General features: G+C 71.2%; 17 protein-coding genes. 8 read left to right on the forward strand and 9 right to left on the reverse strand.

Going from position 1 to position 19,767, the window contains the following annotated elements; genetic code table 11:
• Positions 1 to 19: 19 nt before the first annotated feature.
• Complete coding sequence (locus OHA64_RS14810) at positions 20 to 727, reverse strand: FadR/GntR family transcriptional regulator (protein WP_405613047.1); 708 nt, start codon at positions 725 to 727, stop codon at positions 20 to 22.
• A gap of 193 nt (positions 728 to 920) precedes the next feature.
• Here OHA64_RS14810 and OHA64_RS14815 point away from each other — a divergent pair, with 193 nt between their 5' ends.
• The 5 genes from OHA64_RS14815 to OHA64_RS14835 all read left to right on the forward strand — a co-directional run bounded on the left by OHA64_RS14815 (position 921) and on the right by OHA64_RS14835 (position 6,653).
• On the forward strand, positions 921 to 2,219 hold the full coding sequence (locus tag OHA64_RS14815; protein ID WP_405613049.1) for an SLC13 family permease: 1,299 nt from the start codon (positions 921 to 923) through the stop codon (positions 2,217 to 2,219).
• 51 nt (positions 2,220 to 2,270) lie between these two features.
• Positions 2,271 to 3,788 (forward strand): acyl-CoA synthetase, encoded by a 1,518-nt coding sequence (locus OHA64_RS14820; protein ID WP_405613051.1) that lies wholly within the window; start codon positions 2,271 to 2,273, stop codon positions 3,786 to 3,788.
• Positions 3,781 to 5,154, forward strand: a complete 1,374-nt coding sequence (locus OHA64_RS14825; protein WP_405613053.1) for a carboxyl transferase domain-containing protein — start codon at positions 3,781 to 3,783, stop codon at positions 5,152 to 5,154. The genes OHA64_RS14820 and OHA64_RS14825 overlap by 8 nt, the downstream gene beginning before the upstream one ends.
• 127 nt (positions 5,155 to 5,281) lie before the next feature.
• Positions 5,282 to 5,449 (forward strand): hypothetical protein, encoded by a 168-nt coding sequence (locus tag OHA64_RS14830; protein ID WP_405613055.1) that lies wholly within the window; start codon positions 5,282 to 5,284, stop codon positions 5,447 to 5,449.
• A 166-nt stretch (positions 5,450 to 5,615) separates the two neighbouring features.
• The gene (locus tag OHA64_RS14835) at positions 5,616 to 6,653 is read left to right on the forward strand and encodes a rod shape-determining protein (protein ID WP_405613057.1); all 1,038 of its coding nucleotides are present in this window, start codon (positions 5,616 to 5,618) and stop codon (positions 6,651 to 6,653) included.
• A 36-nt stretch (positions 6,654 to 6,689) separates the two neighbouring features.
• Here OHA64_RS14835 and OHA64_RS14840 read toward each other — a convergent pair whose 3' ends face one another.
• The gene (locus OHA64_RS14840; protein ID WP_405613059.1) at positions 6,690 to 7,721 is read right to left on the reverse strand and encodes an anti-sigma factor RsbA family regulatory protein; all 1,032 of its coding nucleotides are present in this window, start codon (positions 7,719 to 7,721) and stop codon (positions 6,690 to 6,692) included.
• Entirely contained in the window at positions 7,718 to 8,071 is a 354-nt protein-coding gene (locus OHA64_RS14845; RefSeq protein WP_405613061.1) for an STAS domain-containing protein, read from the reverse strand. The genes OHA64_RS14840 and OHA64_RS14845 overlap by 4 nt, the downstream gene beginning before the upstream one ends.
• 191 nt (positions 8,072 to 8,262) lie before the next feature.
• Between OHA64_RS14845 and OHA64_RS14850 the strand changes: the two genes are divergently transcribed.
• Positions 8,263 to 8,940, forward strand: coding sequence for an ANTAR domain-containing protein (locus OHA64_RS14850; RefSeq protein WP_405613063.1), 678 nt, complete (start codon positions 8,263 to 8,265; stop codon positions 8,938 to 8,940).
• A 693-nt stretch (positions 8,941 to 9,633) separates the two neighbouring features.
• On the forward strand, positions 9,634 to 10,692 hold the full coding sequence (locus OHA64_RS14855) for a glycoside hydrolase family 5 protein (RefSeq protein WP_405613065.1): 1,059 nt from the start codon (positions 9,634 to 9,636) through the stop codon (positions 10,690 to 10,692).
• Between the two features lie 173 nt (positions 10,693 to 10,865).
• Here the strand turns inward: OHA64_RS14855 and OHA64_RS14860 are convergent, their stop codons facing one another.
• From OHA64_RS14860 to OHA64_RS14875, 4 genes are all read right to left on the reverse strand, one after another.
• A complete protein-coding gene (locus tag OHA64_RS14860; protein WP_405613067.1) occupies positions 10,866 to 11,888 on the reverse strand; it encodes a hemolysin family protein in 1,023 nt (340 codons plus the stop codon).
• Positions 11,885 to 13,219, reverse strand: coding sequence for a hemolysin family protein (locus OHA64_RS14865; RefSeq protein WP_405613069.1), 1,335 nt, complete (start codon positions 13,217 to 13,219; stop codon positions 11,885 to 11,887). Before OHA64_RS14865 ends, OHA64_RS14860 begins: the two co-directional genes overlap by 4 nt.
• Before the next feature lie 342 nt (positions 13,220 to 13,561).
• Positions 13,562 to 14,020: an SRPBCC family protein gene (locus tag OHA64_RS14870; protein ID WP_405613071.1), complete on the reverse strand. Its 459-nt coding sequence runs from the start codon at positions 14,018 to 14,020 to the stop codon at positions 13,562 to 13,564.
• A gap of 102 nt (positions 14,021 to 14,122) precedes the next feature.
• A complete protein-coding gene (locus OHA64_RS14875) occupies positions 14,123 to 14,572 on the reverse strand; it encodes a DUF6098 family protein (protein WP_405613073.1) in 450 nt (149 codons plus the stop codon).
• A 371-nt stretch (positions 14,573 to 14,943) separates the two neighbouring features.
• On the opposite strand from OHA64_RS14875, the gene OHA64_RS14880 reads away from it, so the two are divergent.
• Positions 14,944 to 16,248: a chloride channel protein gene (locus tag OHA64_RS14880; protein WP_405613075.1), complete on the forward strand. Its 1,305-nt coding sequence runs from the start codon at positions 14,944 to 14,946 to the stop codon at positions 16,246 to 16,248.
• On the opposite strand, the gene OHA64_RS14885 is transcribed toward OHA64_RS14880, so the two are convergent.
• Both OHA64_RS14885 and OHA64_RS14890 read right to left on the reverse strand, forming a co-directional pair.
• Positions 16,199 to 18,016 carry a glycoside hydrolase family 15 protein gene (locus OHA64_RS14885; protein WP_405613077.1) on the reverse strand — a complete coding sequence of 606 codons (1,818 nt, stop codon included), beginning with the start codon at positions 18,014 to 18,016 and terminating at the stop codon, positions 16,199 to 16,201. The genes OHA64_RS14880 and OHA64_RS14885 overlap by 50 nt on opposite strands.
• Positions 18,017 to 18,106: 90 nt before the next feature.
• A complete protein-coding gene (locus OHA64_RS14890) occupies positions 18,107 to 19,693 on the reverse strand; it encodes a GMC oxidoreductase (protein ID WP_405613079.1) in 1,587 nt (528 codons plus the stop codon).
• Positions 19,694 to 19,767: the final 74 nt, after the last annotated feature.

Genomic DNA, 19,767 nt, shown 5'->3' on the forward strand with positions numbered 1-19,767 from the left:
CAGGCCACCTGCTCCCGCTCTACCGCTCCTCCTCCGGCTCCCAGTCCAGCAGCCGCACCTTCGCCACCGTCCGCACATGCTGGCGCATCGCCGTCGCCGCCTGCCGTGGGTGCTGTGCGGCGATCGCGTCCAGGATGGCGCGGTGCTGGGAGAGGGAGCGGGTGGGGCGGCCGGGCTGGCGGAGGGACTCGGTGCGGCTCTCGGCGATCTGCTCGGCGATGGAGCGCATGAACTCGGCGAGCAGGCTGCTGTGGGCGGCCGCCGTCACCGCCGCGTGGAAGAGGCGGTCGCCCTCGATCCCGTGGCCGTCCGACTCGATCTCCTCGGCCATGTGCGCGAGCGCGGACCGCATCGCCGCGAGGTCCTCCTCGGTGCGGCGTTCGGCGGCCAGTTCGGCGAGCTTCGTCTCCAGGGCCTCGCGGGCCTCCAGGACGTCCGGGAGGCGCCGGCGCCGCTCGACCATCTCCTCGACGGGCTCGACGTCCAGGCTGTCGCGGACCAGGTAGGTGCCGCCGCCGTGCCGTGCCTCCACCAGGCCCTGTACCTCCAGGACCACGATGGCCTGCTTCACCGAGGCCCGGCTGACACCCAGTCGCTGGGCCAGGTCGCGTTCGGGTGGGAGACGGTCACCGGCCTTCAGACCGCCCTCGGCGACGTACTGCCGCAGCCGGTCCAGTACCTGCTCGTAGAGGCGCTGTTTCGTCATGGGGCGCAGGGCGTCGGTCATGGGTCCCCCTCTCGTCCGGAGCGTAACACCGGGCTCGCTTGTGGCCGAGTGGCTGAGCCAATTTCTGCGCGACCCCTTGACGGGCGCCCGGGTCGCGCCCACGCTGATCGCCAACGCCCCCCAAGTGGCTCAGCCACTCAGCCACCTTTCCTGTGCCCCGCTACCGCTCCGGGACCCAACGACGGGAGCCCGTATGTCCCCCGAACTCGTCTCGATCCTTGTCCTGGTCGTGGTGTTCGTCATCGCCACCACGCGCTCCGTCAACATGGGCGCCCTCGCCTTCGCCGCCGCCTTCGGAGTCGGTGAACTCGTCGCCGACCTCGACGCGGACGGCATCTTCGCCGGCTTCCCCGGCGACCTGTTCGTCGTCCTGGTCGGCGTCACGTATCTCTTCGCCATCGCCCGCGCCAACGGCACCACCGACTGGCTGGTGCACGCCGCGATACGGCTGGTCCGGGGACGTGTGGCGCTGATCCCCTGGGTGATGTTCGCCCTCACCGGCACGCTCACGGCGATCGGCGCGGTCAGCCCGGCCGCGGTCGCCATCGTCGCGCCGATCGCCCTCAGCTTCGCCACCCGCTACCGCATCAGCCCGCTGCTCATGGGCGCGATGGTGGTGCACGGCGCACAGGCGGGCGGCTTCTCCCCGATCAGCATCTACGGCACGATCGTCAACGGCATCGTCGAGCGCGAGCATCTCCCCGGAAACGAGATCGCCCTCTTCCTCGCCTCGCTGTTCGCCAACCTCGCCATCGCGGCTGTCGTGTTCGTCGTGTTCGGCGGGCGGGCGTTGTGGGCGCGGGGAGCGGTGGCGGCGGACGAGGCCTTCGACACCGGTGACGCCGCCGAGAAGGAGACGGCCGGGGCCCCTGGTGACGCCCCCGACCCCGCGCGCCTCACCCCCGCCCGCATCGCCACCCTCGCCGCCCTGGTCGCCCTCGTCGTCGCCGTCCTCGTCTTCGACCTGGACGCCGGACTGACCGCGATCTCCCTCGCCGTCGTGCTGAGCGCCGCGTGGCCGGACGACAGCCGCGCCGCGGTGGGCCAGATCGCCTGGTCGACGGTGCTGCTGATCTGCGGTGTCCTGACGTACGTCGGTGTCCTGGACCAGATGGGCACCATCAAGTGGGCAGGTGAGGGCGTCGGCGGCATCGGTGTCCCGCTGCTGGCCGCGGTGCTGCTGTGCTACATCGGCGCCCTCGTGTCCGCGTTCGCCTCCTCCGTCGGAATCATGGGCGCGCTGATCCCGCTGGCCGTGCCGTTCCTCGCCCAGGGTGAGATCGGGGCGGTCGGCATGGTGGCCGCGCTCGCCGTGTCGGCGACGGTCGTGGACGTCAGCCCGTTCTCGACGAACGGCGCCCTGGTGCTGGCCGCCGCCCCGGACGTCGACCGCGAGCGTTTCTTCAGGCAGTTGATGGTGTACGGGGGCATCGTGGTGGCGGTGGTACCCGCGGTGGCGTGGCTGGTGATGGTCGTGCCGGGCTGGGGGTAGACCACAGACCGCAACAGCCGGTGTCCGTTCAGTAGTTAAGGAGTACGACGCGTGTCCTCTCTCTTCCCGGCCCTGACCGAGGCCCTGACCGAGGGCCTGACCCTCGTCTCGGCCGACGACTCGGCCCACGGCCCGGTCGACCGCCCCGCCCTGCGGTTCGGCGACCGCTCCCTGACGTACGCGGAACTCGCCGCCGTGGCCGACGCGCTGGCGCACCGGCTCACGGGCCACAGCCGGGTGGCCGTCTGGGCGACTTCGGAACTGGAGACCGCGGTCGCCGTGGTGGCCGCGCTCCGGGCCGGTGTCGCCGCCGTACCGCTCAACCCGAAGTCCGGGGAGAAGGAGCTCGGACACATCCTGACCGACAGCGAGCCCGCCCTGGTGCTCGCCGCGCCCGGCGACGAACTCCCGGCCGCGCTGCGGGACTTGCCTCGCGTCGATGTCGGCATCGACCCCGGCGCGGATGCGGGGGTGGCGGCTGGCGGCCCGCTCCCCGACACCGACGCGTCCGACGAGGACCCCGCCCTCGTCGTCTACACCTCCGGCACCACCGGCCCGCCCAAGGGCGCGGTGATCCCCCGCCGGGCGATCGCCGCCACCCTGGACGCCCTGGCCGACGCCTGGCAGTGGACCGGCGCCGACGTGCTGGTGCACGGGCTGCCGCTGTTCCACGTGCACGGCCTGGTCCTGGGCATCCTCGGCCCGCTGCGGCGCGGTGGATCCGTGCGCCACCTCGGCCGGTTCACCACGGAAGGCGTGACGCGCGAGCTGACCGACGGCGCGACCATGCTGTTCGGCGTCCCGACGATGTACCACCGGATCGCGGAGGCCCTCCCCGACGATCCCGCGCTGGCCAAGGCACTGAGCCGGGCCCGGCTGCTCGTCTCCGGGTCCGCCGCGCTGCCGGTGCACGACCACGAGCGGATCACGACCGCGACGGGGCAGCGCGTCGTCGAGCGGTACGGCATGACCGAGACCCTCATGAACACCGGCGTCCGCGCGGACGGCGAGGCACGCGCCGGAACCGTCGGCGTCCCGCTGCCGGGTGTGGAGCTGCGGCTCGTGGAGGACGACGGCTCACCGATCGCGTCGTACGACGGCGAGACCGTGGGCGAGATCCAGGTGCGCGGCCCGAACCTGTTCACCGGCTACCTCAACCGCCCCGACGCCACGGCCGCCGCGTTCACCTCCGACGGCTGGTTCCGCACCGGGGACATGGCGGTGCGCGACCCCGACGGCTACGTCCGTATCGTCGGCCGCAAGGCCACCGACCTGATCAAGAGCGGCGGCTACAAGATCGGTGCCGGGGAGATCGAGAACGCGCTGCTCGAGCACCCCGGCGTCCGGGAGGCCGCGGTCACCGGGGAACCGGACCCCGACCTGGGCGAGCGGATCGTGGCCTGGGTGGTGCCCGCCGACCCCCAGTCACCCCCGGCGCTCGAGGAGTTGGCCGACCATGTGGCCAGGCGCCTCGCCCCGCACAAGCGCCCCCGGGTCGTCCACCACCTGGACGCCCTCCCCCGCAACGACATGGGGAAGATCATGAAGCGGGCGCTGGGCCATGGCTGAGCGCCTGACCGCACGCGAGGTCCTGACCCTCGTCACCGACGAGAACACCTTCACCGAACTCCCGTACCCGGCACGGGACGGCGGCCCCGACGGGCCGCTCCGCTGGCAGGGCTACGACGCCTCGCGCGAGCGGGCCGCCGAACGCACCGGCGAGCAGGAGTCCGTCGTCTGCGGCACCGCGCAGGTCGAGGGCGTGACCGCCGTCCTCGTCTCCTTCGAGTTCGGCTTCCTCGGCGGCTCGCTCGGCGAACGCACCGGCGACCGGCTGGAGGCGGCGTACACGTACGCCCGCGAACACCGCCTGCCGGTGGTCCCGCTGATCGCCACCGGCGGCAGCCGGATGCAGGAGGGCATGCTCGCGCTGACCCAACTCCAGCGGGTGGCACGGCAGTCGACGCTCACCCGGGAGGCAGGACTGGCGCAGATCGCGGTCCTGCGGGACCCGACGACGGGCGGCGGCTGGGCCACCCTCGGCGCGGGCGCCGACGTGATCCTCGCCCTGCCCGGCGCCCAGGTCGGCTTCGCGGGCTCCCGGGTCCGCCCTGCGGACGCGGACCCGGCGGCGTACACCGCCGAGGCCCAGGTGGCCGCGGGCTCGGTCGACGCGGTGGTGGCTCCCGAGGAGCTGCGCCACACCCTCGGCCGGTGGCTGCGCCTGCTGACGGCACCGTCCCGAGAACCCGCGCCGGTCCCCGGACCCCTCGGCGCGACGGACCTCCCGGCCACCGGCTGGGAGGCGGTACGACGCACCCGCGCACCGGAACGCCCGCGCGCCGAAAGCTACTTGGACGCCTACTTCACCCATCGCCTCCCGATCAGCGGCGACCGCTGCGGCGGCACCGACCCCGAGGGCATGCGGTGCGGTTTCGGCGAGCACGAAGGCCGTACGGTCGCGTACGCCGCCCAGACCGGGACGGCGACCCGCCCGGCCGGTTACCGCACCGCCGCCCGGCTGATCCGCCTCGCGGACCGGCTCGGCATCCCCGTGCTCACCCTGGTGGACACCCCCGGCGCGGCCAACGACGCCGAGGCCGAACGGCAGGGCGCAGGCGCGGCGATCGCGGACGTGTTCGCCGCGGTGGCCGCCGCGCGCACACCGGTCACCACGCTGCTGATCGGAGAGGGCGGCTCCGGCGGCGCCCTGGCCCTGGCCGCACCGGGCAACACCTGGGCCACACCGGACAGTTACTTCTCGGTCATCGCCCCCGAACTCGCGGCCGCGATCCTGAAGCGCCCGGAGCGGGAGATCGAGGCAACGGCGGACCAACTCCGCATCCGGCCACAGGACTTGGCCGAACTGGGCGTGGTCCGGCATGCGGCGGGAGACAACCTCGACCGCAACCGCAACCGCAAGCACGGTTCGTAACGATGCCCCCCCGGGACAGTCCGGGGGCATCTTCCTTCAGTGGCCGACCGCGCCGACGATCTGACCTTGCTGACGCCGCACCCCGACGGCCTCCTGCACGCTCCCGACGCTCACGCTGCCACCGGGCATGCTGATCGCCTCCACGGTCGCCGAGCTCAGCGCCGCCCGGCAGATCGGGCTCCGTTTCATCGGCCTGGCCCGGAACCCGACCGTGGACCAGAGCCTGCGTGAGGCCGGCTGCGAGATCACCGTCCCGTCCCTGGCGCCGGTCCTGGAAGCCGCCCGCTCTCTCTGACGCGACCCCTTGGGGCGGATTTACAACAGAGATGGCACCTGAACCCCCCATTCGGCCGCCCCCCGCCCGGCCCACCACAAGGCGCGCCCCCTCCCGCGCCCGCCGCACGATGCCTAGGAGACCGCCGCTCGGCGGCCCACGGTCTGTGCTCTCGGGAGGACCTGCCATGACCGCCAGTCTGGAGCAGCTGCGCCGCTGTCACTTCGCCGTCGACCTGGGTGCGGCGAGGACGCGGGTGTACGTGAAGGGGGCCGGGCTCGTCGTCGACCAGCCGTCCGCCGCCGCCATGAACACCCGTACCGGCGCACTGATCGCGGTCGGCGAGTTCGCGGAGAGGATGACGGGCCGCACACCCGACTACATCCGCGTGGTCAGGCCCGTCTCCGGCGGCACGGTCGTCGACATCGAGATGGCGCAGCGCATGCTGCGGCACCTGATCGGGGACAAGGTCCGCCGCGCCCTGCGCCGCAAGCCCCGGCTGCGGGCCGCCGCCTGCACCCCGCACGACGCCGACCCGCTGGCCCAGCGCGCCACGATCGAGACGCTCGTCGGGCTGGGCGCACGGCGCGTGGAGCTCGTCGACACGCTGATCGCCGCCGCCGTCGGCTGCGGACTGCCCGTGGAACAGCCCGAGGCAACCATGATCCTTATGTGCGGGGCCGCCGCCACCCAGGTCGCCGTGATCTCCCTCGGGTCGATCGTGACCGCCGAGCGCATTCCCATCGGCGGCGAGGCAGTGGACCACGCGATCGTGCAGCACCTACGGCACCATCACGAACTGGTGCTGCCCAGCCAGTCCGTACGGCCGCTGCAACTCGCCCTCTCCGAGAACGGCCTGACCCCACACGGCCCGGCCTCCACCGAGATCCACGGCAGGGACGTGGCCACCGGTCTGGCCCGTTCCGTCCAGGTCGACACCGCCGCCGTCCGCGACGCGATCGAGACCCCGCTGACCGCCGTGCTCGACGGCATCGGCCGGGTGCTGCGCAACTGCCCGCCCGACCTGGTGGCCGACCTCACCGACCGCGGGATCATGATGGTCGGCGGGAGCGCCCTCCTCCCAGGGTTCGACCAGATGCTGCGCCAGGCCACCGGCGTACCCGTGCACATCGCCGATCGGCCCGACGTGTGCGCCGTGCAGGGCCTCGGCTACATGCTGGAGGGCAAGATCGCACCCCTGGTCCTGAACCCGCTGGCCTCCTGAGCAACGCCCGTACACCGCACACGCATTGACACACCGTCAGACGGCGAACCAGCAGCGCACGGTCGTCCCGGCCGCCCCCGTGTGCATCCGCACCAGGTCCGACACGAGGTTGACCATGAGCAGCCCCCGGCCGCCGCGCTGGTCGCGGGACGCGGGCCTGCGGCCCGCCAGCGGATCCGCCAGCCGCCCCTTGTCGCGCACCTCGCACACCACGTTCCCGTCCTGGGCCCACACCCTGAGCGCGCCCGAACCGCCGCCGTGCACCACGCTGTTGGTGGTCAGCTCGGCGGTGACGAGCGCGAGGTCCTGCAGCCGTACGCCGGTCAGGCCCAGCTGGGCGGCCGCGTCGGTGGCGACGTGCCGGGCGTGCGAGAGCGAGTCCGCGTCGAAGCTGAAGGCCGGCACGTCCGGGACGAGTGCCAGCGGCTCGTTGTAGCGGGCGACGACCTCGTCGGGGTCGTAGGCTCCGCTGTCCGACTGCGGTCCGGTGCCGGCGTGGATGATCGTGGGGTGGGTGGCGTACGCGTCCGCGATGACCTGCGGGGCCAGCCGCCGGGTGTCGTAGGGACACAGGATGCTCACCGTGCGGCCCGTGAAAGCCGCGTTGATCAGCGCCTCGTGCTGGACGCAGGCGGGGTACTCGGTGTCGCTGCGACCCGCCCAGATCGGCTCGCCGATGATGCGCACCCGGCGACCGGGCGGCTGGGCGTCGGCGAAGGCGCGCAGGACGCCGGGGATGATCCGGCCGGGGTTGCGCCCGGCCTCCGTCATGTCCATCAGGCGCACCGCGTCGGCGTCGGCGCCGAGTCCGTCCCGGATGAGGGCAAGGTTGTCCCCGGGTACGGAGACCGCCACCGGGTCGCCCACCCGCAGTCCCTCACGGATGAAGGACACGGTGCCCGCGAGGTACTCCCGCTCGTCGGCGTAGAACAACGCGGGGTGGACGAAGGGATCTCTGGGCCCGTCGGCGTCGAGGGGCTCGGCTGTGTCGACGGGGTCGAACGGCTCGAAGGGCTGGGTCGGCTCGAAGGGCTGGGTCGGCTCGAAGGGTTGGGCCACGGAACTCATGACTTCGCCACCTCGATCGACGACAGGTCGGGCCAGAACAGGTCCAGCACGCGTCGCAGGGCCGGCGGCGGTTGGTGCAGCACCATCCGCCGTCCGTCCCCCAGTTCCTGGGCGACCGCGGCCAGCGCCCCGACGCCCGCGACATCGACGAACGTCACGGCGGACAACTCCAGGTAGTACACATCCCCGTCCTCGCGCACGGCCTGCTCCAGCGCACGTTCCCACACCTCGTGCGTCGCCAGGCCCACTTCTCCCGACACGCGCAGCCCGCTGCGCGTGGTCAGCGGGGACACCGTCAGCTCCGGCGCCGCGCCAACGACGACGGACGGTGCCTGGTACCGGATTCCCACACCGTCTCCCCACTCTTCCCGGACGGAACGCACATACCCACATACCTCCCTGACATTCCTGCGGAAGGTGTGTAGGTCTCCGCACGGCGGGCAGGCGAACCCTCAGCGCCCCCTCACCCCTCCGAAAGCGGTCCGGTGGTAATGGGGCAGGCTACGTCATGAAGACTGTCCGTGAACTACAAGGCGGGGACATGACCTCAGCGGCACACACACCTCTCGCGGGGCGCGCGGACGCCCTGGTCATCGAGAGTCGCGTGGACGCGGGCCGAGCCGTGCTCGCTCCCTTAGGAGAACTGGTCCGCGGGTGCGCGGACATCCTGGCCGAGAAGCTGGCCGAGCTGCCGACAGGCCTGGGCCTGGTCGAACTGGACATGACCGGGGTGGTCTTCATGGACACCGCGGGGCTGCAGTTCCTGGAGACGCTCGGCGACTACGCCCATCTGCACGGGGTGCCGGTGGCGACCGTGAACTGGGACGGTCAGCCGCGCCGCATCCTGGAACTGGCCGGCCTGGACACCACCGACCCGCTGCACGCCACGCGCGCCGCGGAACCGAACCCGTCGTCCTCCTCGGTGGTGGCCCTGGAGCGCGCGGAGCAGTTGCGACTGCTGGAGGAGGAGGTCGAGCAGTTGCGCCACGCGATCGCCTCCCGCCCGGTGATCGACCAGGCCCGAGGCATCCTCATGGCCACCCAGGGCTGCACCTCCGAGGAGGCGTGGACGATCCTGCGACAGGCCTCCCAGCTCTCCAACACCAAACTCCGTGCGGTCGCCGCGGCGGTCACCGCCAGCACCGGGAGCGACGGCGCGCCGCCCCCGGAGCATGTCCGTACGGCGCTGAAGACGGCGATCGCCGACCGCGGACGCTGAGGTCGAGAACGAACTCGGCCTCAGCAGCGGCGACTTCCGGCACCAGCGACGGGCTCAGTAGGGCAGGATCCGCCCCGAAGGCGTCCTCCGGTCGATCTTCACATCGCGCGGAGCAGCGGGCCTACGGCTGACACGCACACGGATCTGACGGTTCATGACGCCCTCCTCAAGCCTTCGACGGGTACGAGGTGTGCCACCCCGCACCCGATGCGACCAGCCTCGTCCTCGCGGGGGCGAGGCACATCGTGCCCGTGGAGGCACCTGCCCTGCCCCCGGAGCAGGACCCGCGAGGGTCCAGCTACTCCCCGGAGAGGACGCCCGCCCCGCACATTCATGGGGGCGGGCCGCGGCCGGCCGTGCTTCGTCTTCGATCCCATTGCCCCCGGCATACCCCTCGCGATCCCGGCTGACTCCTGTCCCGCGCGACGCTCCGGCCGGAGGGCGAGAGACGTTACGCGCCGGAAACCTTGACGCGCACGATGCCGGATGCCACGATTCCGGCGCCGCGATGTTTACGTAAACACCGATCGTTTGTTCGAGAGTGTTTACGCAAACACCGCAGCGCGACCGGTGGAGCCGCAGCGACATCCCTGACCCCGGGCTTGGGGCACCCACCGGTCCTCCCCGACGGCCGCTCCCGCACGCGCAGACTCCCCCACGCGCCGAGCCGCCATCTCCTGAAAGGGCAAGCTGATGCGCAAGACCCCCGGCAGAACCCGCCTCACCCCCAGGCTTCGTGCCGTCTTCGTGGCCGTCGCGATCGCCGCGGTCAGCGGCACCACCCTGGCCGGCAGCCCCGCCTCCGCCGCCGCGCCGCGCATGGACACGACCCAGTTCAAGGGCGTCAACTGGGCCGACCCGCGCGACAACTTCGCCGACGACCCGGTCGTCCTGTCCGGTCTGTCGCTCTCCGACACCTACCGGCAGACGTACGCGAAGGCGACCCGGATCATCTCGGCGTTCCGCGCCAACCTCGGCGCCAACACCGTGCGGCTGCCCATCAACCCGTACACGGTCAACGGCTCCTACTGGAAGTCGTACCGCGGGGTCATCGACGCGGCCTCCGACCAGGGCTTCAAGGTCATCGTGTCCTACTGGGAGGGCACGGGCGCCCAGAAGGACGGCTTCATCGACAACGAGGCCACCTACTGGCCCATGTGGAAGACCGTGGTCAACGCCTACAAGAACGACAAGCGCGTCTACTTCGAGCCGATGAACGAGCCGCACGGCTACACCGACGCCGCATGGGCCGACATCGCCGCGAAGTGGCTCGCGACCTACCCGTCGGTCCCGCGCGACCGGGTCTTCGTCAGCGGCGCCGGCTACAACGACCACGTCACCTCGGTCTGCGCCGACCCGCGCCTCAAGGGCACCTACCTGTCCCTGCACCACTACGGCTTCTGGAAGGACTACGCCACCTACGACCAGTGGGTGGACGACCTCAAGGTACGCATCGGCGACTGCGCGAACCGGACCGTAGCGGACGAGTTCGGCGCCCCGATGACCACGGGCCTCGACTACAACAAGCCGGACGCCTCCAACAACTTCGTCAACTACGTCCAGGCCGTCACCGACACCTTCCGCGAGCTCAAGATGGGCTCCGTCTACTGGCCGGGCCTGCGCACCGACGACACGTACTCCCTGCAGACCCTCACCGGCCCCGCCGACCGTCCCTGGCTGGCCACCACCAACCAGTCCGGCGCCGACCGCCTCGCCTGGGCCTGGGGCCGCGGCAAGCCGGTCCAGCCCTGACCGAACTGGCCGAACTGGCCGAACTGACCGACTCGGCGACTGACCGACTCGCCGATTGACCGACTGACCGGCCTGCGGGACTGCGCGACCCGCGCGGGCCGTTCGACCGGAGAGGCCCCGCCCCGGAACAGGGGGCGGGGCCTCTCCCCTGTCCGGGCCGGACGACCCCCTGCTCAGGCCCTCGCCGGTGCCGGCCCGACCAGTTCGGACAGGACGTCGTCCATGGTCACGAAGCCGAGGACCGCGCCCCTCTCGCCGGTGACCGCGGCCAGGTGGCTGCCGTCGGCGCGCAGGGCGGTGAGGGTGTCGTCCAGCGGGGTGTCGATACGGACCCGGGTGACCGGGTGCGGGGCGCCGCGCGGAAAGGGCCGGTCGCGGTCGGTGACGCCGAGGGTGTCCTTGATGTGGAGGTAGCCCAGCAGGGCACCGCGGGGGCCGGTGACGGGGAAGCGGGAATACCCCGCGTCGGCCGCGGTCCGCTCCAGCTCGGCGGGGGTGACGGTGTGGCCGACGGTGCGCATCCGCTGTGCGGGGACGAGGATCTCCCCCACCGGACGCGTGCCCAGTTCCAGGGCGTCGCGCAGCCGTTCGCCGTCGGCCGGGCCGATCAGCCCGGCCTCGCTGGAGTCGACGACCATGCGGGCGAGCTGGTCGTCGGTGAACACGGACTCCACCTCGTCCTTCGGCTCCACCCGCAGCAGCCTCAGCAGCGAGTTGGCGAAGGCGTTGATGCCGAAGACGACGGGCTTCAGGGCCCGGGTGAGAGCCACCAGGGGCGGACCGAGCAGCAGCGCGGTGGCGACGGGCGCGGCCAGGGCGACGTTCTTCGGGATCATCTCGCCGATCAGCATGTGCAGATACGTCGCCACGGTGAGCGCGATGACGAACGCGATCGGATGCACCAGGCCGTCCGGTACGCGGGCCGCCGCGAAGCCGGGTTCCAGCAGGTGCGCGATGGCCGGTTCGGCGACCGCGCCCAGCACCAGCGAGGAGACGGTGATGCCGAGCTGGGCGGTGGCCATCATCGCCGAGATGTGCTGAAGACCCCACAGGGTCATCCGGGCTCGCTTGTTCCCCTCCTGGGCGCGCGGTTCGATCTGGCCGCGGCGTACGGAGATCATGGCGAACTCGGCGCCCACGAAGAAGGCGTTGGTCAGCAGGGTCAGAGCGCCGATGGCGAGTTGCAGGACGGTCATCGGGACTTCTCCCCCGCCTGGGCCGGCACCGGGGCCGGTTCGATGATGAGGATCCGGTCGGCGCGATGGTGTTCGACGTCCAGGACGTCGAGCTGCCAGCCGCCGAGGTCGACGGTGTCCCCCTTGGCGGGGATGCGGGCGAGGCGGGTGGCGATGAGTCCGGCGACGGTCTCGTACGGCCCGTCGGGCGCCGTCAGGCCTATGCCGGTGAGCTGGTCGAGGCGGACGCCGCCGTCCGCCTCCCACACCGCGCGGCCCTCGGCCGTGGCGGGGGCGGGGAGCAGGTCGGGCAGTTCGAGGGGGTCGTGTTCGTCGCGGACGGCGCCGACGACCTCCTCGACGATGTCCTCCATGGTCGCCACGCCCGCGGTGCCGCCGTACTCGTCGATGACGACGGCCATGGTGCGCATCGCACGCAGCCGCTCCAGCAGCCGGTCGGCGGGCAGGGTGTCGGGCACCAGCATCGGCTCGGTGGCGAGTTCCGTGACCGGTGTGACCAGGCGCCTGTCCGGCTCCAGCGCGAGAACGTCGCGGATGTGGACGGTGCCGACGACCTCGTCCAGGCTGTCGCGGTAGACCGGGAAGCGGGACAGGCCGGTGGCGTGGGTGAGGTTGGCGGCGTCCGCGGCCGTCGCGTGGGCTTCGAGCGCCTTGACGTCGACGCGCGGGGTCATCACGTTCTCGGCCGTCAGCTCGCCCAGGTGCAGGGTGCGCACGAACAACTCGGCGGAATCCGCCTCCAGGGCGCCCTCGGCGGCCGAGTGCCGGGCCAGCGCGACCAGTTCCTCGGGGCCGCGCGCGGAGGCCAGCTCCTCGGCGGGCTCCAGGCCGAAGCGCCGTACGAAGAGGTTGGCGGTGTTGTTCAGGTGCCCGATGAACGGGCCGAAGGCGGCGGTGAAGCCGCGCTGGGGACCTGCGACCACCTTGGCGACGGCCAGCGGCCGGGAGATCGCCCAGTTCTTCGGCACCAGTTCGCCCACCACCATCAGCACGACGGTGGACACCGCCACGCCCAGCACGCTCGCCACCGACGAGGCGGCACCGCCCAGGCCCAGACCCGTCAGCGGCCCGCGCAGCAGTGCCGCGAGCGACGGCTCGGCGAGCATGCCGATCACCAACGAGGTGACCGTGATGCCGAGTTGGGCGCCGGAGAGCTGGACGGTCAGCCGGCGCACGGCCTTCAGCGCGCCCTCGGCGCCACGCTCACCCGCCTCGACGGCCCGTTCCAGGTCACCGCGCTCCAGCGTGGTCAGGGAGAACTCGGCCGCGACGAAGACCGCGCAGGCCAGTGTGAGCAGGAGGGCCAGCAGGAGCAGCAGGACCTCGGTCACCGCGCCACCCCCGAACCCTCAGTGACCGCGTGACGCGGCCGACGGGGTGTGGCACGGCTGATACTGGGAGGCTCACCCATTGCGGTCCTACGACTCCTTCTCGGTACGACTTCCGTACGGCTTCCGTGCAGCTCGGTTCGGCGGGCCGAACGAGGGCGTTGCACTTCCGACCCATGGTAAAGGATGAGCAAAGTCGACGGCAGGCTCCTACGGCCGGCCGCCGAACAGACGCTTCCCGACCGCCCTCCGGGGCGGTGGGAAGCGCGGACAATTCACGGTGACGAGTGGCTGGTCTTGGGACAGTGCGGCTCATCCATGGCTGGTCTCGGGACGGTGCGGCTCTCATCCCGGAGTGACACGGCCGCGCCACGCACCGGACTCACCGCCGCGGGCTTCGATGAACTCCTTGAAGCGCCGCATGTCGCCCTTGACCCGCCGGTCCATCACTCCGAGCATGTCGGCTGCTTTCTCCGCCGGCCCGCTCGTTTCGATGTCCATGATGAGTTCCACGCGGGTGTGCAGGTTGTCCACGCTCTGGAAGCGCACCATGCCCATCTGCTTGACGTCGCCGCCGGTCGTGCGCCAGGCGATCTTCTCGTCCGCGAGCTGGTCCACGATCTCCGTGTCGAACTCCCGCCGCACGCCGCCGATCTTGGTGGTCCAGTGGTTGTGGGTGTCGTCGAGCTGACTCACCTCCTCGACGCCCTCCATGAACCTCGGGAACTCCTCGAACTGTGTCCACTGGTTGTACGCGGTATGGATCGGAACGGCGACCTCGACCGCTTCCTTCAGTGTGCTCATGGCCTTCGCCTTCCTCGGATTTCCGACGGGCGCGGATGCCCTCCCGTCGCGCGGATCATGGACGGTGAGCCGAGTACCCCGGATCGGCGCCGGCACCTGTGCTCACGTGCCCTCGCGCCGCATCGGCCCCCATGCCCCCTCCTGGTCGACCACCGCGGCCTGCGCTTCCTCCATGACCCTCTCGTCGATCCAGCTGATGGGCTGCACGTCCCGGACCAACGGCTCGTTGTCGGGCCCTCGCCCCTGCACCCGGCCGCGGAGGACCCATGGCCGTACTCCCGCGCCCTTCTCTCGTGGAAGGTGCGAGTAGTCGTAAAGACGGCGGGCGACCCACACCTCGACCGGCCGGTCCTCCCACCAGGACTCCACGTCGAGCGGATTGGCTGACAGCCCTGGCATGCGTACGCCCGTGAGGCCGTCCCTGCTCGCGGCGGATTCCTCGTCGGCTACGGGCCCTCGCGACCAGCGCACATAGAGGTGGGGGCTCCGTTCCACCAGCTCTGCCAGATCACCGAGGGTCCGCAGCACGGGCAGCTCGTCAGCAGCTCTCATCGCGTCGTCACTCCGTCCCTGTGACAGTCCTCGTCTCACCAGGTCACCGGGTACCCCGGTGGTCTCCCGGGGACACGCTTGCCCCGCGCTGCCTCCCTGCCGCGCGTCCATCCGGAGGTGTTTGGGGCATGGCAGCGGGGCTCGGAGCGATATCGCGTGATCTGGTGGGTAATCTCGCGCTGCTTCCGGGCCGATCGCCGCCCCTCAGACCAGCAGACCCATGAGACCCCAGCAGACCTAGCAGACCTAGCAGACCCAGACACCTCAGCAGACCCAGCAGACTCAGGAGAAGAGCCATCACCGAGCAGAAGCCGGGAGAGGCTGGGACCGCTCCGGGAAGCCAGCCCCAAGAGGCCGACCAGTTGAGGAACATGCTGCGCCGGCCCGAGTACCGGCGGGCGTTGGTGTTCTGCGGCCTGATCGGGATCCCGGTGTCCTTGGTCGCGTTCTGGTTCCTCGTCCTGCTCCATGAGCTGGAGAACCTGATCTGGAAGGACTGGCCGCACGATCTCGGGTGGACGGATCCGCCGTGGTGGTGGCCCCTCCCCCTGGCGCTGGTCTCAGGTGCGGTCGTCGCCCTGGTCGTCCTGCGGTTTCCGGGCCGCGGCGGGCACATTCCGGCGGCGGGCCTGCATTCCGGAGGGGCCTCGAGAGCCGCCGTCCCCGGTGTGGTCCTCGCCGCGTTGGCCAGCCTGCCGCTGGGCGCCGTGCTCGGGCCCGAGGCACCCCTGATCGCCCTCGGCGCCGGTCTGGCCCTGGCGTTCCGGGATCTCGCACGCGCTCCGGCGACCGAGGCGAGCACGACGCTGCTCGGTGCCGCCGGTGCCGCGTCAGCCATCGCCGCGATCTTCGGCAGTCCGCTCGTGGCGGCCGTGATGCTCATGGAAGTGGCCGGAGTCGGCGGACCGCAGCTGTTCACGGTGATGCTTCCGGCCCTGCTGTCCAGCGGGATCGGTGCCATCGTGTTCACCGGCTTCGGCCACTGGACGGGGCTGAAGACCGGGAGCCTCGACATCGGGCTGCCCGCCCCGCCACCCCTCGACACCGGGGACGTGGTCTGGTCGGCACTGATGGCGCTCGTCATCGGGGCGGCCGTCCACTGGATCGTGGTGGGCGGACGGATCGCAGCGCGCTTCGTGTCCGCGCATCCGTTGCGCAACACGGTGCTCTGCGCACTCGGCGCGGCGGGCTGCGCTGCTCTCTACGCCGGCATCACCGGCCGTTCGCCGTCCGAGGTCTCCCTGTCCGGCCAGGCCGCACTGACCCAGCTCGCCGAAAGCCCCCATGCGTGGCCGGTCGGCAGTCTGGTGGCGGTCCTGGCGTTCAAGGGGGTCGCGTACGCGCTCTGCCTGGGAAGCCTTCGCGGCGGTCCGACCTTCCCGTCCCTGTTCCTGGGCGGAGCGGCGGGCGTCCTGTTGTCGCCCCTGCCGGGACTCGGCGTCGTGGCGGGGATGGCGGCGGGGATGGCGTCCGCGTGCGCCGCCGCGCTGCGACTGCCCGTGAGCACGGTGGTGCTGGTCGTCCTCATGGTGGGCAACTCGGAAACGGTGCCCGTGATCGTGCTGGCCACCGTGGTGTCTTTCGTGACCACGGAGTTGCTGCCGCAGGGGCCCGGGATCCCCGCGTTCAGGCCGCGTGCCGGTCGAGCGCGTCGTCCAGCGTCGTCGCGGCCATGATGAGGGAGAGATGCGTGAAGGCCTGCGGGAAGTTGCCCAGTTGCTCGCCACTGGGGCCGATCTCCTCGGCGAACAGGCCGACATGGTTGGCGTACGTCTGCATCTTCTCGAAGGTGTAGCGGGCCTGCGGGAGGCGTCCCGCGCGGGCGAGGGCGTCGACGTAGAGGAACGTGCACAGGCTGAAGGTGCCTTCGGAGCCGCGCAGTCCGTCCGGGGAGGCCTCGGGGTCGTAGCGGTAGACCAGGCTGTCGGAGACGAGGACACGATCCATGGCGTCGAGGGTGTTGAGCCAGCCGGGGCTGCGGGGGGACAGGAATCCGACGCGGGGGGCGAGCAACAGGGAGGCGTCCAGGACGTCGCCGCCGTAGTGCTGGACCAGGGCCTGCTCCTTCTCGTTCCAGCCGCGCTCCATGACCTGTTCGAGGATGGCGTCCCGGGCCCGGGTCCAGCGGGCGGTGTCGGCCGGTCTGCTGAACTCGTGGGCCAGTTTCAGGCCGCGGTCGAAGGCGGCCCAGCACATCACCCGGCTGTAGGTGAAGTCCTTGCGTCCGCCCCGGGTCTCCCAGATGCCCTCGTCGGGCCGGTCCCAGGAGTCGGCGAGCCAGTCCAGGGTGCCGGCCAGGCCCTTCCACCCGTGATAGCCCGCCTGTTCACCGACGTCGCGGCCCTCGGCCAGCGCGTAGAGGGCCTCGCCGTAGATGTCGAGCTGGAGTTGGTCGGAGGCGGCGTTGCCGGCCCTTACCGGGGAGGAGCGGCGGTAGCCCTCGAAGTGGTCCAGGATCTCCTCGGTCAGATGGGGGTCGCCGTCGACCCGGTACATGATCTGGAGGGGTTCGCCGTCCGGTCCCTCGTGGGCGGCGAGGCGGTCGCCCAGCCAGTGGGTGAAGCGGGTCGCCTCCTCCACGAAGCCGAGGTCGAGCAGGGCCCGCACCGACAGGGAGCCGTCCCGCACCCAGGTGTACCGGTAGTCCCAGTTGCGCTCACCGCCGACCTGCTCGGGCAGTCCCATGGTGGCGGCGGCGACCGGCGCGCCCGTCGGGTGGTAGGTGAGGAGTTTGAGGGTGATGGCCGAGCGGTGCACGATCTCCGTCCAGCGGCCGTGGTAGCGCGAGGTACGCACCCACTCGTGCCAGAAGTCGATGTCCTGCCAGAGCTCTTGGGTGACCTGCTCGGTGGTGGGCGGCGGTGGCGCCTTGCCGCCCGGCGCGCAGACGGTGAACACCGCGGCCGTCGACTCCCCGGCGTTCAGGGTGATGGTGCCCCGGACGTCCTGCCCGTCCCGTTCGAGCGGGATGCCGCCCTGGAGGTAGGCGGTCATTCCCGGAGCGCGGAACGTCGCGGTGCCGGTGGTCAGGTCCAGTTCGTGGGTCGCGCGCGCGTAGTCGAACCGCGGCCGGCATTCGAGGCGGAAGCGTACGGTGCCCCGTACCGCGCGTACGACGCGCACCAGGCGGTGCCGGTCGGTCGCCGTCGGGCCCTGCTGGACCGGCATGTGGTCGATGATCTCGCCGACTCCGTCGGGTGACATGAAGCGGGTCACCACGGCGGCGGAGTCCGGGTAGTAGAGCTGCCGCCAGGTCCCCTCGGGGTGCTCGGGCGCGAGGAGGAAGTAGCCGCCTTTCTCGTGGTCGAGCAGGGCGGCGAAGACACTGGGCGAGTCGAAGCGCGGCGCCGCGAACCAGTCGATCACGCCCTGGGAGGTCACGAGAGCGGCGGTCTGCAGGTCTCCGACGAGCCCGTGGTCGGCGATGGGCGGGTAGCGGTCCATGGCGGTCTCCCTTTCAGGCTGCTTCAGCCGCTGTCCGCCCGGCACGGACGCGTCGACGCGTGCCCGGCGGTCCTTCTCGGTGGCCGAAGGTCACCGCAGTCGCTCCGCGATGTGGTCGCCGACGCGCAGGGCGTTGGCGATGGCGGTCAGCGACGGGTTGACCGCTCCGATGCTCGGGAAGAAGCTCGTGTCGACGACGTAGAGGTTGTCGACGTCGTGGGCCTTGCAGTTGACGTCGAGAGCGCTGCTTTCGGGGTCGTGTCCGAAGCGGACGGTGCCCGCCTGATGCGCGGTGGCGCCGATGGGCATGCCCTTGTGCAGGTAGATGCTGTGCGACAGGAGATGGTGCTCGTGCATGCCCAAGTGGCCGAGCATGTCCTGCAGTTTGTGCCGCAGACGCTTCAGCCCGGCGGTGTTGTTCTTCTCGTCGAGGGCCAGGTGAATGCCGCCGTCCCGGTCCAGGGTGACGCGGTTGTCGGCGAGGGGCAGGTCCTCTCCGCAGAGCCAGAAGTCGACCGCGTGGTGGGCGAGTACCTCGAACGGCATGTCGGGGGCGACGGTCCCGGCCCAGCGGGGCGCTTCTCCGTGGATCTGCTCGGAGTCGGACTTGCCGAGCATCTGGATGCCGCCGAGGGGGTACTCCCAGTCGTCGGATCCCAGGTACCAGTCGTGCAGCGCCAGGGTCTTCTGGAACCTGGTGCCGTTCGGTTCCCTGGACACGGCCATCAGGGCCAGGTTGTTGTGCCGCATGTAGTGCCGGCCCACCACGTCCGAGCTGTTGGCCAGGCCCCGCGGATGCCGGTCGCCCGCCGAACGCAGCAGCAGGGCGGCGGAGTTGACGGCACCGCAGGCGACGACCACCATGTCGGCGCTGAACTCCACGGTCGAGGCGTCCCCGTCCCCCACGGTCGCGACGACCGAGGTGACACTGCGGCCGGTCGGGTCCGTGTCGAGACGCCGCACGTCCGCGTGGGTGAGCAGCTCGACGTTGGGATGTTCGAGGGCGGGGTCGACGCAGATGACCTGCGCGTCGGACTTCGCGCCGACCAGGCAGGGGAAGCCGTCGACGCGGTCACAGCGTATGCAGGCGCTGGTGTGGGTGGCCCGGCCCCGGTCGTCCTGGGTGAGGTTCACCCCGATGGGGAGGTGGAAGGGGTGCAGGCCCTGCTTCTCCAGGTCGTGGCTGAGTTGCTGGATGCGCGGCTCGTGCTGGACCGGGGGGTGGGCGTACTGGGCGCTGGTGGGGCCCTCGGTCGGGTCCTCGCCGTGCCGGCCGTGGACGAGGTAGAGGTGTTCGGCCTGCGTGTAGTACGGCTCCAGTTCCTCGTAGCTCAGGGGCCAGGCGGGGGACATGCCGTCGTGGTGGCGCAGTTCACCGAAGTCCTCGGGGCGCATGCGGAAGAGTGCGGCGCCGTAGAACTTGGTGTTCCCGCCCACGTAGTAATTGACTTCCGGCGGGAACTGCTTTCCGTCTTTGTCGTACCAGAACTCCGGGGCGCGGTATTTGCCCTTGACGAAGACCGCGGTGGATTCCCAGTTGTCGCGTTCGCGGGGCAGATAGTCACCGCGTTCGAGAAGGAGGATCCGTTTTCCGGTGGGTGCCAGCCGGTGGGCGATGGTGCCACCGCCGGCACCGGTGCCGATAACGATGACGTCGTAGTGCAGTGCGTCGGTCATGCCGGCCACCGTCCTCGGAACGTGCTCCGGTCCTGCCCGTCGGAAAGGGGCTTTTCAGCCCGATCACCAACGTA

The sequence above is a fragment of the Streptomyces sp. NBC_00076 genome (genome assembly GCF_045041235.1).
Lineage (GTDB): Bacteria > Actinomycetota > Actinomycetes > Streptomycetales > Streptomycetaceae > Streptomyces.

What these genes read in the sequence shown, in the direction of transcription:
- OHA64_RS14810 (WP_405613047.1), bottom strand. Translation starts at nt 727, where the DNA reads ATGACCGACGCCCTGCGCCCCATGACGAAACAGCGCCTCTACGAGCAG.
- OHA64_RS14815 (WP_405613049.1), top strand. Translation starts at nt 921, where the DNA reads ATGTCCCCCGAACTCGTCTCGATCCTTGTCCTGGTCGTGGTGTTCGTC.
- OHA64_RS14825 (WP_405613053.1), top strand. Translation starts at nt 3,781, where the DNA reads ATGGCTGAGCGCCTGACCGCACGCGAGGTCCTGACCCTCGTCACCGAC.
- OHA64_RS14830 (WP_405613055.1), top strand. Translation starts at nt 5,282, where the DNA reads ATGCTGATCGCCTCCACGGTCGCCGAGCTCAGCGCCGCCCGGCAGATC.
- OHA64_RS14835 (WP_405613057.1), top strand. Translation starts at nt 5,616, where the DNA reads ATGACCGCCAGTCTGGAGCAGCTGCGCCGCTGTCACTTCGCCGTCGAC.
- OHA64_RS14840 (WP_405613059.1), bottom strand. Translation starts at nt 7,721, where the DNA reads ATGAGTTCCGTGGCCCAACCCTTCGAGCCGACCCAGCCCTTCGAGCCG.
- OHA64_RS14850 (WP_405613063.1), top strand. Translation starts at nt 8,263, where the DNA reads ATGACCTCAGCGGCACACACACCTCTCGCGGGGCGCGCGGACGCCCTG.
- OHA64_RS14855 (WP_405613065.1), top strand. Translation starts at nt 9,634, where the DNA reads ATGCGCAAGACCCCCGGCAGAACCCGCCTCACCCCCAGGCTTCGTGCC.
- OHA64_RS14860 (WP_405613067.1), bottom strand. Translation starts at nt 11,888, where the DNA reads ATGACCGTCCTGCAACTCGCCATCGGCGCTCTGACCCTGCTGACCAAC.
- OHA64_RS14870 (WP_405613071.1), bottom strand. Translation starts at nt 14,020, where the DNA reads ATGAGCACACTGAAGGAAGCGGTCGAGGTCGCCGTTCCGATCCATACC.
- OHA64_RS14875 (WP_405613073.1), bottom strand. Translation starts at nt 14,572, where the DNA reads ATGAGAGCTGCTGACGAGCTGCCCGTGCTGCGGACCCTCGGTGATCTG.
- OHA64_RS14880 (WP_405613075.1), top strand. Translation starts at nt 14,944, where the DNA reads ATGCTGCGCCGGCCCGAGTACCGGCGGGCGTTGGTGTTCTGCGGCCTG.
- OHA64_RS14885 (WP_405613077.1), bottom strand. Translation starts at nt 18,016, where the DNA reads ATGGACCGCTACCCGCCCATCGCCGACCACGGGCTCGTCGGAGACCTG.
- OHA64_RS14890 (WP_405613079.1), bottom strand. Translation starts at nt 19,693, where the DNA reads ATGACCGACGCACTGCACTACGACGTCATCGTTATCGGCACCGGTGCC.